The sequence below is a fragment of the Microvirga puerhi genome (assembly GCF_020089865.1).
Lineage (GTDB): Bacteria > Pseudomonadota > Alphaproteobacteria > Rhizobiales > Beijerinckiaceae > Microvirga > Microvirga puerhi.
In genome coordinates this window covers 42,455-54,938 of record NZ_JAIRBM010000010.1, presented here as the reverse complement: position 1 = coordinate 54,938, position 12,484 = coordinate 42,455, and the positions used below count along the sequence as shown (strand labels likewise).

Below are 12,484 nucleotides of genomic sequence, written 5' to 3'. Positions count from 1 at the left end.
CGGGCCACCTCCCTTCTCATCATCGCGCCGCGACGGCCTTCAGAGGCCTCGGGGCCGTATTGAGGCGCTGGCGCATTTCCTTGCCGGTCTTGAAGACCGGCACGACCTTCTCGGTGATCTCGACCGACTCGCCGGTTCGCGGATTGCGCCCGGTGCGCGCATCGCGCTTCTTGACCGAGAAAGCTCCGAAGCCGCGCAGCTCCACCCGGTCTCCCCGCGCCAGGGCGTCGGCAATGGTGTCGAGAATCGCGTTGACGATGTTCTCGACGTCGCGCTGATACAAGTGCGGATTCTGCTCCGCAATCTTGAGCACCAGTTCGGATTTTATCATTGGGCGTTATATCTTTGATGCGTCTTTACTTTTCGGAAGGGTGCCAGACAGCCAGGAGACCGTCAAGCTGAGCAGCCTCGACGCCGGAAGCGGTGCGGCGCAGCATAGCGGCGAGGCTCTCGAACCCCATCAGGTCGGCGCCACCGGCGGCCCAGACGAGGAACGACAGGTCACGGTCGCTGCGCGGCCTCCAGTCGCGAATCGGAAGGTTCTTCTTCACGCCCTTCTCCCGCTCCAGCCAGGCAACAGCGTCCCGCTCGCTCCCCAGGGCATCCACCAGCTTCAGGGGCACGCCCTGGTGGCCGCTGAACACCTGTCCCGTGGACACGGTCGCAAGCTCGGCATCACTCATGTGCCGCCGCTCGCGCACCAGACGCTTGAACCAGTCGTAGGTATCGCCCACGACCAGCGCCAAGGCTGCCCGCGCTTCGGGACTCGTGGGCTTGAACGGGCTCGGCTCCGCCTTCAGCGGAGCGGACTTCACTTCCTCGACCTTGACCCCGACACGATCGAGAAGACCCGACACGTCGGGATACTGGAACAACACGCCGATGGAGCCGACGATCGAGGTTTCCCGGGCGACGATATAGTCCGTCGCCATGGCGGTGATGTAGCCACCGGAGGCGGCCGTGCCATCCACGAAAGTCACGACCGGCTTCTTCCCCGCCAGACGGCGGATGTTGCGGAAGAGCTCCTCGGACCCGGTGGTGGTGCCCCCGGGGCTGTTCACGGAGATCACGACCCCGGACACGTTCGGGGCATTGCCGACCCGCTCCATGAGGTCCGCCATCCGCTGGTTGCCGGTGATGAGGCCGCTGACCGAAATGCGCGCCACCTGATCGGTCACGTTCAGGCCGAAGCGCCGCGAGGTGGAATAGCCCAGCGCCACCACGGCGGCGATGAGGGCGAGGAGCCCTATCACCCGCCAGAAGGTGAGCTTGCGCCGCAAACGGCGGCGGTCGGCGATGGCTTCGGCGTCGATCGGCATCAGTCTCGTCTCGCTGGATCTTCAGGGCCTCAGGGCAATCCCTGTGGGAGAAAATGCTTTAAGGTGAAGTAGATAGGGCAGCAAGAGCCCTTTGCCAGTGAATCTCCGGGCGGTTTCCGCCGCCTCTATGACCAAAGGATCCGGAGCAGGAGCGCGGCGGCAACGATCCAAAAGGCCAGGATCGCGATCCCGGCTCCGCGGCTGACCGGCCGGCTGGACCGGGCACGCGCCGTCTCGCGCAGCTCCGCCATCAGGGGCTGTGGGATCAGCCGGACAGCAAGGAGAATGCCGAGAGGAACGATCACGAGATCGTCGAGATAACCGAGAACCGGAATGAAATCGGGAATGAGGTCGATGGGGCTCAGCGCATAGGCCGCGACAAGGCCTGCGACGAGCTTCGCGAGGAGCGGCACCCGAGGGTCGCGCGCCGCGAGATAGAGCGCGATCACATCGGTTTTGATGGCTTTCGCCCACCGGCGGACTCGGAGAAGCCAATTATCCTTATCTGTCATGTATGCCGCTGGCCCGACTCATCGCCCAAGGGAAACTCCTGTTCTGCTAAAAAGCTGATCCGAGAAATAGGCGATAGGCCCGCCTGCTTCGTGACCCGCAAATATGCAGCTCAATTAGATCGGACGAGTGTTACCCGCTCCATGAGCGCGGGTGTGTGATGATGACCGGAGATGGCGCCGAACAGCAAACCTGACAGTCGTACAGCTTTACCCAAAAGCCGTTTCATCTCGGCGAACTGCCCGTTGCCGTGAAGGGCCAGTTGGACTTTTCTGACACCTTGGGCTGCATCGCCTAATCCATCCGCCGTTGCGATAAGACAGATCGGTTTCTTAAGCTGGAGCAGGAGGACGGTTTCTGGCTCGTCTCCCTCCTCGACGCTCTGATAGTTGGGCCGACCCGGGAAGGTTTTGATTGTAAGAGTGCCTTCGAGTGTGACGGGGCTATCGTAAGCGAGGCACTCACCTGCAAGAGCCTTCGACGAAGCTCCCGCAACGCCCGTGAGCAAGCTCGCCAAAACAATTCGCACAACTGTGCCTGCTCGATCTACGCGCATCACCAAAGCCTCAGCACATAATTGTTTCGTGATAACATAGTATCAAGAACAACGAAAAAACCCGCGCGATTTCTCGCGCGGGTTTCCTGGTTTGGAGATCCCCTTCCCTCACGGCCTTACGGCCGCTCGCCGGGGACGACACGCCGGAAGGCGCGTCACTTCTTGTCGGTGCGGGCCTTGAGGGCCGCGCCGAGGATGTCGCCGAGCGACGCGCCGGAATCGGCCGAGCCGTACTGCGCCATGGCTTCCTTCTCCTCCGCGACCTCGAGGGCCTTGATGGAGAGGGTGACGCGGCGCGCCTTGCGGTCGAACTGGGTCACGCGGGCATCGACCTTCTCACCGGTCGCGAAGCGCTCGGGGCGCTGGTCGGCACGGTCACGCGCAAGCTCGTTGCGCTTGATGAAGGTGGAGAGGTCGGTGTCGACGATCTTCACTTCGATGCCGCCGTCCTTCACCTCGAGAACCTCGCAGGTGACGACCTGGCCCTTCTTGATCTCGCCGGCTTCCGCGAAGGGGTCGCCGCCGAGCTGCTTGATGCCAAGCGAGATGCGCTCCTTCTCGACGTCCACGTCGAGAACCTGGGCACGCACCATGTCGCCCTTCTTGAACTCGTCGATGACCTGCTCGCCCGGACGGTTCCAGTCGAGGTCCGAGAGGTGAACCATGCCGTCCACGTCGTTCTCGAGCCCGATGAAGAGACCGAACTCGGTCTTGTTCTTCACCTCGCCCTCGACTTCCGAGCCGACAGGATGCTTCTCGGCGAAGGCTTCCCACGGGTTCTGGAGCGTCTGCTTCAGACCGAGCGAGATGCGGCGCTTCACCTGGTCGACCTCGAGGATCACGACCTCGACTTCCTGCGAGGTGGAGATGATCTTGCCGGGGTGGACGTTCTTCTTGGTCCAGGACATCTCGGACACGTGGATCAGGCCTTCGATGCCCGGCTCCAGCTCCACGAACGCGCCGTAATCGGTGATGTTCGTGACGCGGCCCTTCAGCTTGGCGCCAACCGGGTAACGGGCGGCGATGCCCTCCCACGGATCGGCGAGGAGCTGCTTGATGCCCAGCGAGATGCGGTGCGTGTCGTGGTTGATCTTGATGATCTTCACCTTCACCGTCTGGCCGATGTTTACGACCTCGGACGGATGATTCACGCGCCTCCACGCCATGTCGGTGACGTGCAGCAGGCCGTCGATGCCGCCGAGATCAACGAACGCACCATACTCGGTGATGTTCTTGACCACGCCGTCGATGACCTGACCCTCTTCGAGGTTCGCCACGAGCTCGGAACGCTGCTCGGCGCGGCTCTCTTCGAGAACCGTACGGCGCGACACGACGATGTTGCCGCGGCGGCGATCCATCTTGAGGATCTGGAACGGCTGAGCCACGCCCATGAGCGGGGTGACGTCGCGAACCGGGCGGATGTCGACCTGCGAGCGGGGCAGGAACGCCACGGCGCCGTCGAGATCGACGGTGTAGCCGCCCTTGACCTGGTTGAAGATGGTGCCGTTGACGCGTTCGCCGGCCTCGAAGGCCTTCTCGAGCTTCACCCACGACTCTTCGCGGCGGGCCTTGTCACGGGAGATGACGGCCTCGCCCAGCGCATTCTCGATGCGCTCGACATAGACCTCGACCTCATCGCCGACCTTGACGGTCTGATCGCGGTTGGGGCCGGCAAATTCCTTCAGGGCCACGCGGCCCTCGGTCTTGGCGCCGATATCGATGACCGCGACGTCCTTTTCGATCGCGACCACCTTGCCCTTCACGACCGAGCCTTCGTTGATCTCGGACGTACGGAAGGATTCTTCGAGCAGGGCCGCGAAATCCTCACGGCTCGGCGCTTGTTGGTATGCTGCGGACATATGTTCTCCTGAATGGCCCTCGATTAAGGGGCAACGCCGGCGGCTCGTGTTACGGGTCGCTTCCAGCCGCCGCTGCCAGGGACGCCCCTTCAGGGCCAGGTCCCAGGCATACCGCTCCTCAGAGCGGGCCGGCGTATCATCGACGGATGAAAACGCTTGTTCCGTCAGGCTTTTACGGAAACACCGCAAGGGCGCGTACACGCACCCTGACGTCTTAAGCAACCGGTTCTGTCCTGTCGGATGAACCCCTATGTACTGCCTTTCCTGCCTGTTCACAAGGGTTTCCGACCTGGTCGACTGACCTTAAGTCAGCAGGCCTCAGGCCCGCTCGCTGTCCAAGTGCGCCATCTGTGGAGCTGGATAGCGGTCACCGGCGGCAGCGCCTTTCGGAACGACGCGCTCGATCAGCGCCATGTCCTCCGAGGTGAGCCTGACGTCCAGGGCGCCGATGGCCTCCGCCAGGCGGTCGCGGCGGCGGGCCCCGATCAGGGGCACGATGTCGTCCCCTTTGGCGAGCACCCAGGCGATGGCGATCTGCGCCACGCTTGCGCCTTTGGCCTCGGCCACCGACCGCAGCGCCTCGACGAGGGCGAGGTTCTTCTCGACATTGCCGTCCTGAAATCGGGGAGAGCGGGAACGGAAGTCCCCGGTGTGCAGCGCCGTCTTCTGCCAGTGTCCGCTGATGAGTCCCCGGGAAAGAACGCCGTAGGCGGTGATGCCGATTCCGAGCTCCCGGCAGGTCGGCAGGATGGACTCCTCGATGCCGCGCGAAAGGAGCGAGTACTCGATTTGAAGATCGCAGATCGGGTGGATCGCCGCCGCACGCCGGATCGTCTCGGGGCCGACCTCCGAAAGACCGATGGAACGGACATAGCCGGCCTTCACCATGTCGGCGATCGCTCCGACCGTCTCCTCGATCGGCACCTGCGGATCGAGGCGCGCCGGACGATAGATGTCGATGTAATCGACGCCGAGGCGCTGGAGCGAGTAGGCCAGGAAAGTCTTCACCGCCTCTGGCCGGGCATCGTAGCCGATCCAGCCCCCGTCCGGGCTGCGCATGGCGCCGAACTTGACGCTGATCAGGGCCTGGTCGCGGCTACGGCCCCTCAAGGCCTCGCCGATCAGCATCTCGTTGTGGCCCATGCCGTAAAAGTCGCCCGTATCGAGGAGCGTGATCCCGGCCTCCAGGGCCGCATGGATCGTCGCGATGCTCTCGGCACGATCCGCGGGACCATACATGCCGGACATGCCCATGCATCCGAGGCCGAGGGTGGAAACGCGCGGACCGGCCGCGCCCAATTGACGATGTTGCATGTTCATGTGCCTCCGTTTGCGTCTTGAACGGAAAGATTATGGATCCGCTCAGGCCGTGCGATAATCTGGCACAACCTGAACAGGCTGTGCGGATTTTCGAACAATGACCGATCTTGACCTTGCTGATCTCGACGCCTTCGCGGCAGTGGCGCGGGCCCGCAGCTTCCGGAATGCGGCACGGCTGCGCGGCGTCTCCGCCTCGTCCTTGAGCGAGGCCGTCCGCCGGCTGGAGGCCCGACTTCAGGTGCGGCTTCTCAACCGCACGACCCGCAGCGTCACGCCGACGGAGGCGGGCGAGCGCCTGCTGGAGCGGCTCAATCCCGCCCTGCAGGAGGTGGCCGCCGCCCTCGACGAGGTGAACATCTTCCGTGACAGCCCGACAGGCACGTTGCGGCTCAACGTCCCGACCGTGGCCGCGCGCCTGATCCTGCCGCCGATCATCGGCCCCTTCCTCGCCGCGCATCCGGGGATCACCCTGGAGGTGGTGGCGGAAGACAGCTTCGTGGACGTGCTGGCCGCCGGCTTCGATGCCGGCATCCGCTATGACGAGCGGTTGGAGCGCGACATGATCGCAATCCCGATCGGCCCGCGCGTGCAGCGGTTCGTGACGGCCGCCGCCCCGTCCTATCTGGAGGCGCGCGGCCGGCCGGCCCATCCCAACGAGATCCTCAGCCATAACTGCATCCGTCACCGCTTCGCCAACGGACGCGCCCTGCCCTGGGACTACGAGCGCAGCGGCGAGACCATTCGGATCAGCCCCACCGGTCCGCTTGTGGCGACGAACTTCGACCTGGAGCTGAGCGCCGCCATCCAGGGGCTCGGCCTGATCCACAGCTTCGAGGAGTTCCTTGCTCCGGCAATCGCCCGCGGCGCGCTGGAGCCGGTCCTCGAAGACTGGTCGGAACGGTTCTCGGGCCCCTTCCTCTATTATGCCAGCCGCCGGCACATGCCGGCGCCGCTGCGGGCCTTCGTAGACTTCGTCAAGAACCCCAGGCTATCGGCTCAATCCTCGTGAATGAGGCTGTGCTTGCGGGTGTCCCGCATGCGCAGATACACGATGAGCGAGAGGCCGATCAGCACCGTCACATACCAGAAGAAGCCGCTTTCCATGCCCTTCTGCTTGAACCAGAGCGCCACGTATTCCGCCGTGCCGCCGAAGATCGTGTTGGCGAGCGCATAGGGCAGCGCCACGCCCAGCGCCCGGATATGAGCGGGGAACATTTCCGCCTTCACCACTGCGTTGATCGAGGTGTAGCCCGTCACGATCACCAGGGCCGCGAGCGCAAGTGCGAAAGCCATATAGGGATCGTTCGTTCGGCTGAGAGCCGTGAAGATCGGATAGGTGCAGATCACGCCGAGGATTCCGAAGCCGACCATCAGGGGCTTGCGGCCGACCTTGTCCGACAGAGCTCCGGCCACCGGCTGCAGCAGCATGAACACCAGGAGGGCGGCCGCCGTGATCTGGCTCGCCGTCTCGCGGTTGAAGCCTGAGGTGTTGACGAGGAACTTCTGCAGATACGTGGTGTAGGCATAGAAGGCGAGCGTGCCGCCCGCGGTCAGCGCCAGCACCGTGAAGGCCTCGCGCGGATATTGCCGGAACAGCGCCAGCCCACTCGACCTCTGCTGCCCCTCCTTGGCGTTCTTGTAGGATTGCGTTTCCGCCAGTCCGCGCCGGAGATAGAACACCAGGATGGCCAGCACGCCGCCGATGGCGAAGGGAATGCGCCAGCCCCAGACCTCAAGATCGTGGGTCGATAGGGTCGCCTGCAGCACCAGCAGCACGGCAAGGGCCAGAAGCTGTCCGGAGATCAGGGTCACGTACTGGAAGCTGGAGAAGAAGCCACGCCTTTCCTTGCCGGCCATCTCGCTCAAATAGGTGGCGCTGGCACCGTATTCACCGCCGACGCTGATGCCCTGAACGAGGCGCGCGAGCACCAGAATGATCGGCGCGAAGGCCCCGATGCTCTCGTAGCCGGGCGTGACGGCGATAGTCAGAGAGCCGAGACACATGAGGGTAACGGAGAGCGTCAGGCCGGCCTTGCGGCCCTTACGGTCCGCATAGATGCCCATGATCCAGGCGCCGATAGGCCGCATCAGAAAGCCGACCGCGAAGATCGCCGCGGCATCGAGAAGTTGGGCCGTCTGATCGCCTTTCGGAAAGAAGACCGGAGCGAAATAAAGGGTGAAAGCCGAATAGACGTACCAGTCGTACCATTCGACCATATTGCCCGCCGAGCCACCCAGGATCGATTTCAGGCGATGTTTCCGGTCGGCAATATCGTTCTTCATCAACATCATGTTTTCCTATTGTTCTTCGTTATTGGATCAGCCGACGGCGATGGGCACCGGGCGGGGCTGCCGGGGGCGCCTGCCTGTCAACGCTCTCGCGGCGGAGAGTTTCGGAACAGCAGGCCGCAGAGGGCTACTTGGCGGACGCAATATCCGTCAGGCCGGCCATTTGGACCGGTTGGCGCGCTCGACGGCCCAGGCGAGCGCCTGTTCGAGCCGGTCGTTGCCCCAGAACATCTCCCCGTCCTCTGCCAGGAAGGTCGGCGCTCCGAAGAAGCCGCGCGACTGGGCCTCCTCTTCCGCCCGGCGCAGGCGCGCCTTGTTGGCCTCGGTCTCGGCCTCCGCAAGGGCCGTTTCCGGCGCGATGCCGATCGCCGTCAGGATCTCCGCCAGGACGACCGGATCGCCGATATTGCGTCCCTTACCGAACTCGGCCGCGAAGACCGCACGGGTGAAATCGGGCGTCCAACCTTTGTCGATGCCCAGAAGCGCAACGCGGGCGGCGAGCAGGCTGTTCTGCGGGAAGGGTGTGGGACGACAGAAGGGAAGACGCAGACGCGCCGCCTCCCGCTCCATGTCGCGCCACATGTAGCGGCCCTTGAGAGGATAGAGATTGAACGGCGAGGTGTTCCAGCCCTGCGCCCCAAAGATCGGCCCGAGGAGGAAAGGACGCCAGACGACGGTCACACCCGCATTCTCCGCGGCATCCGCGATGCGCATGGCGGAGAGATAGGAATAGGTCGATGAAAATTCGTACCAAAATTCGAGGGACGGCCTGGGCATGATCCCTTCCCTATTCCATCGCGAACGGCTGGGACAGCAGCCCGGCTTCCGGTCGGGGATGCTCTGGACGCATAACGAAATGTCCGGTTGCGCCGCCCAAGCTTCCGTTCTAAGTCGCGGAGGTTTTTCTCGATCTCGGAACGTTCCCCCATGGCTGACAAGCGCGTGAACAAGGTCGTGCTCGCCTATTCCGGCGGCCTCGACACCTCCATCATCCTCAAATGGCTGCAAACCACCTATGGCTGCGAGGTCGTGACCTTCACGGCCGATCTCGGCCAGGGCGAGGAGCTGGAGCCGGCCCGCAAGAAAGCCGAACTCCTCGGCATCAAGCCGGAGAATATCTTCATCGAGGATCTTCGCGACGAATTCGTGCGCGAGTACGTATTCCCGATGTTCCGGGCGAACGCCCAGTACGAGGGCCTGTATCTGCTGGGTACTTCCATCGCCCGGCCGCTCATCGCCAAGAAGCAGATCGAGATCGCCGAGAGGGTCGGCGCCGACGCGGTCGCCCATGGTGCGACCGGCAAGGGCAACGATCAGGTGCGCTTCGAGCTCTCCTATTATGCCCTCAAGCCCGACGTGACGGTGATCGCGCCCTGGCGCGAGTGGGACCTGCGCTCCCGCGAGCAGCTCATCGCCTTCGCCGAAGCCCACCAGATCCCGATCGCCAAGGACAAGCGCGGCGAGGCCCCGTTCTCCGTCGACGCCAACCTCCTGCACGCCTCCTCGGAGGGCAAGGTGCTGGAGGATCCGAGCCTCGAGGTTCCGGACTACGTCTATTCCCGCACCAACGATCCGGAAACGGCACCCGACAAGCCGACCGTGATCTCCATCACCTTCGAGAAGGGCGATCCGGTCGCCATCGACGGCAAGAAGATGGGTCCTGCAGACCTTCTGGCGAAACTCAACGAGCTCGGCCGCCTCAACGGCATCGGCCGTCTCGATCTCGTCGAGAACCGCTTCGTCGGCATGAAGAGCCGCGGCATGTACGAGACCCCCGGCGGCACCATCCTGGTGCTCGCCCATCGCGGCATCGAGTCGATCACCCTCGACCGCGGCGCAGCTCATCTCAAGGACGAGCTGATGCCGAAATATGCCGAGCTGATCTATAACGGCTTCTGGTTCTCGCCGGAGCGCGAGATGCTTCAGGTAATGATCGACAAGAGCCAGGAATTCGTCACCGGCGAAGTCAAGCTCAAGCTCTACAAGGGCGGCGTCTATGTGATCGGCCGCGAGAGCCCCTATTCGCTCTACGACCAGGAACTCGTGACCTTCGAGGAAGGCGCGGTCGCCTACGACCACCGCGACGCAGCCGGCTTCATCAAGCTCAACGCACTGCGTCTGCGCACGCTGGCCCAACGCAAGAAGAAGCTGGGCCTGTAAGACCGAGCCTCGTCATACCAGTCTCGTGCCGGGCATGACGCGTTTCGACAATCGCCCCAAAAGGCCCCGACCCGTTCGGGGCCTTTTTTGTCGGACGAGGTGATCCACCCTGGCGAAGCTGTGGGGCAACCAAGCGCCTAGATGGTAAAGCCGGCTGCGGCACTGAGGTTGTCGACACACCACATCGAAGCAGCGCGTCGTCTGGAAAAACGGACATGTAACGCAGCGCGCTAACGAATCCGCGACCGAACCATTCTCGCATTTCGCCTACGGTCTTTCGGCAGTATCATGCTGTGCCTTTGGTTTCGGCAAAGGGAGACTGACGATGCGCAGGCTTCTCGTTGCAATGAGTGCTCTCCTGGCTAGCGCTCTTATCCTGCCGGATGATGCTTTCGCCCAGCGGGGCGGTGGCTTCCGAGGCGGCGGTTTCGGTGGAGGTGGTTTCCGGGCCGGCGGCTTCGGCGGAGGCGGCTTCCACGCTGGCGGATTTGGTGGCGGTTTCGGGGGCGCAGCGATCGCTGCACGTCCGGGATTCAGTACGGGTGCAATCGGTGTTCGCCCCGGATTGGCGGGCGTCAACTCCGCCATCGTCCGCCCTGGCTTCGGCACCTATGGCGGCTGGCGTTATCCCTACTGGCGCTATCCAGCTTACGGCTATTATCGCCGCGGCTATCCGTATTACGGCGCAGCGCTGGCGACCGGCCTGGCCCTCGGAGCTCTCAGCTATCCGTATTATGGATACGGTTCCTATGACTATCCGTACGACGACAGCTACTCGTATCCGTATGACAGCGGCTATTACGCAGCCCCCGGCTATTACGCAGCGCCCGTTGCCGCACCCTATTACGGATCGACCGTCGTGTGCAGAACCGATCCCTACGCTGCCTACAATGAGATCTGGGGCGGTTGCCGGACCGTCTATCGCCCAGGTTATGGACGCGTGATCGTGACCAGCCCTGGGTATTGAGGCGCCGGAGAGACGCTTCCGCGCAAGACAATCGAGAATACCAGCGGCAGCTTCTCAAATCGTCGGAGCTGCGCTCATCGTGCGCGCATGCATTCGACCATCTGCGAATTTTTCTATCCCAAACTGTCAAGCAAACGCCTCACGCGCCCAAGGACTCTTAGGCTTCCCAGAAACCGGACCTCAGCAAAGGAGCGGTTGCCATCCACCTCTCAATCTACCGATTGCCGTCTTCACACCCTACCTTGAAGACAGCACCTCCTGAGGAGCGCTTCATGGTCTGGTCGATCCCCATCGCACGCATTGCCGGCACGGCGGTGCGCATTCATGTGACCTTCCTGTTGTTCCTGGTGTGGATCGGAGCCTCCTACTGGCGGATGGGCGGACGCGAAGCTGCGATCGAGGGCGTGCTGTTCATGATGCTCCTCTTCGCCTGCGTGCTGGCGCATGAGTTCGGCCATATCCTGACGGCCCGGCACTTCGGCATTCGCACGCCCGAGGTGACGCTCTGGCCCATCGGCGGCATCGCCAGCCTGGAGCGCATTCCCTCGAAGCCACGGGAGGAGCTTCTCGTCGCCATCGCGGGACCTGCGGTGAACGTGGTCCTCGCCGCCGTCATCATCCTGGTGCTCGGCATCGGCCTCGACACGGTGACCACCGCCGCCATGGACGATCCCCGCACCAGCCTGCTGGCGCGGCTCGCGGCGGCGAATATCTTTCTCGTCGTCTTCAATCTTCTCCCGGTCTTTCCGATGGATGGCGGACGCGTCCTGCGGGCGCTACTCGCCATGCGGATGGACCGGCTCAATGCAACCCGCATCGCGGCCCGGATCGGCCAGGGTGCGGCCTTCCTGTTCGCCCTGATCGGCCTGTTCGTGAACCCGATGCTCATCATCATCGGGCTCTTCGTCTATCTGGCCGCGACGGCCGAGGCTCAGGACATGGCCTTTCGCGATGCCACGCAGGGACTGCCGGTCCGCTCGGTCATGATCAGTTCCCTTGAGACGCTGCCGACCACCGCGACCCTCAGCGACGCAGTCGACCTAATGCTGCGCACCTCGCAGAAGGAATTTCCCGTGGTGGACGGCGCGCAGGGGCCGCGCGGCCTCCTGACCCGCGAAAACCTCATTCACGCCCTTCACGACGGCGGGCCGACGGCGCCGGTGCTGGAGGCCATGACACGGGAAATTCCGACCGTCTCCGACGGGCAGCCGTTCGACACGGCCCTCGCCCTTCTCACCCGCACCCGGGCACCGGCCCTGTTCGTCCTCGACGAGGCCAGCCACCTCATCGGCCTCGTGACCCTGGAAAACATCGGCGAGATGATGATGGTACGCAGCGCCAGGCCCGATTGGCACTTCCGTAACGATAGACCTACCTCCCCACGCACCGTCCCGCCCATAGGCCAGGCGACATTTCCCAGGGGAAGGGTTGGAAATCCCGGAGGCAATAACCCATATGGCCAGGGGCCGTCATAAGGCGGTCACAGGGCGGCTGTCTTGATTTG

At 63.6% G+C, this 12,484-nt stretch carries 12 protein-coding genes; 4 read left to right on the top strand and 8 right to left on the bottom strand.

Translation table 11 applies throughout. The annotated features are described in order from the left end of the window. Positions 1 to 19 precede the first annotated feature (19 nt). The 6 genes from ihfB to K9B37_RS14490 form a co-directional block, all read right to left on the bottom strand. A complete protein-coding gene (gene ihfB, locus K9B37_RS14515) occupies positions 20 to 331 on the bottom strand; it encodes an integration host factor subunit beta (protein ID WP_224313953.1) in 312 nt (103 codons plus the stop codon). Between the two features lie 25 nt (positions 332 to 356). Beyond that, a complete protein-coding gene (gene sppA / locus K9B37_RS14510; protein WP_224313951.1) occupies positions 357 to 1,319 on the bottom strand; it encodes a signal peptide peptidase SppA in 963 nt (320 codons plus the stop codon). A 125-nt stretch (positions 1,320 to 1,444) separates the two neighbouring features. Then, positions 1,445 to 1,831, bottom strand: a complete 387-nt coding sequence (locus tag K9B37_RS14505) for a YkvA family protein (RefSeq protein WP_224313949.1) — start codon at positions 1,829 to 1,831, stop codon at positions 1,445 to 1,447. A 110-nt stretch (positions 1,832 to 1,941) separates the two neighbouring features. Further along, positions 1,942 to 2,385 (bottom strand): DUF4431 domain-containing protein, encoded by a 444-nt coding sequence (locus tag K9B37_RS14500; protein ID WP_224313948.1) that lies wholly within the window; start codon positions 2,383 to 2,385, stop codon positions 1,942 to 1,944. A gap of 155 nt (positions 2,386 to 2,540) precedes the next feature. Continuing rightward, positions 2,541 to 4,244 (bottom strand): 30S ribosomal protein S1, encoded by a 1,704-nt coding sequence (gene rpsA / locus K9B37_RS14495; RefSeq protein WP_224313946.1) that lies wholly within the window; start codon positions 4,242 to 4,244, stop codon positions 2,541 to 2,543. Positions 4,245 to 4,562: 318 nt separating this feature from the next. Continuing rightward, positions 4,563 to 5,558 carry an aldo/keto reductase gene (locus K9B37_RS14490; protein WP_224313944.1) on the bottom strand — a complete coding sequence of 332 codons (996 nt, stop codon included), beginning with the start codon at positions 5,556 to 5,558 and terminating at the stop codon, positions 4,563 to 4,565. Between the two features lie 103 nt (positions 5,559 to 5,661). Between K9B37_RS14490 and K9B37_RS14485 the strand changes: the two genes are divergently transcribed. After that, the gene (locus K9B37_RS14485; RefSeq protein ID WP_224313943.1) at positions 5,662 to 6,573 is read left to right on the top strand and encodes a LysR family transcriptional regulator; all 912 of its coding nucleotides are present in this window, start codon (positions 5,662 to 5,664) and stop codon (positions 6,571 to 6,573) included. Here K9B37_RS14485 and K9B37_RS14480 read toward each other — a convergent pair. Both K9B37_RS14480 and K9B37_RS14475 read right to left on the bottom strand, forming a co-directional pair. Beyond that, a complete protein-coding gene (locus tag K9B37_RS14480; RefSeq protein WP_439651735.1) occupies positions 6,561 to 7,853 on the bottom strand; it encodes an MFS transporter in 1,293 nt (430 codons plus the stop codon). The two genes, K9B37_RS14485 and K9B37_RS14480, sit on opposite strands and share 13 nt — an antisense overlap. A gap of 150 nt (positions 7,854 to 8,003) precedes the next feature. After that, positions 8,004 to 8,633, bottom strand: a complete 630-nt coding sequence (locus K9B37_RS14475) for a 2-hydroxychromene-2-carboxylate isomerase (protein WP_224314143.1) — start codon at positions 8,631 to 8,633, stop codon at positions 8,004 to 8,006. A gap of 147 nt (positions 8,634 to 8,780) precedes the next feature. On the opposite strand from K9B37_RS14475, the gene K9B37_RS14470 reads away from it, so the two are divergent. From K9B37_RS14470 to K9B37_RS14460, 3 genes are all read left to right on the top strand, one after another. After that, on the top strand, positions 8,781 to 10,013 hold the full coding sequence (locus K9B37_RS14470; protein WP_224313939.1) for an argininosuccinate synthase: 1,233 nt from the start codon (positions 8,781 to 8,783) through the stop codon (positions 10,011 to 10,013). Between the two features lie 325 nt (positions 10,014 to 10,338). Continuing rightward, a complete protein-coding gene (locus K9B37_RS14465; RefSeq protein ID WP_224313937.1) occupies positions 10,339 to 10,980 on the top strand; it encodes a hypothetical protein in 642 nt (213 codons plus the stop codon). Between the two features lie 272 nt (positions 10,981 to 11,252). Continuing rightward, positions 11,253 to 12,455, top strand: a complete 1,203-nt coding sequence (locus tag K9B37_RS14460; RefSeq protein ID WP_224313935.1) for a site-2 protease family protein — start codon at positions 11,253 to 11,255, stop codon at positions 12,453 to 12,455. The last annotated feature ends 29 nt before the right edge of the window (positions 12,456 to 12,484 follow it).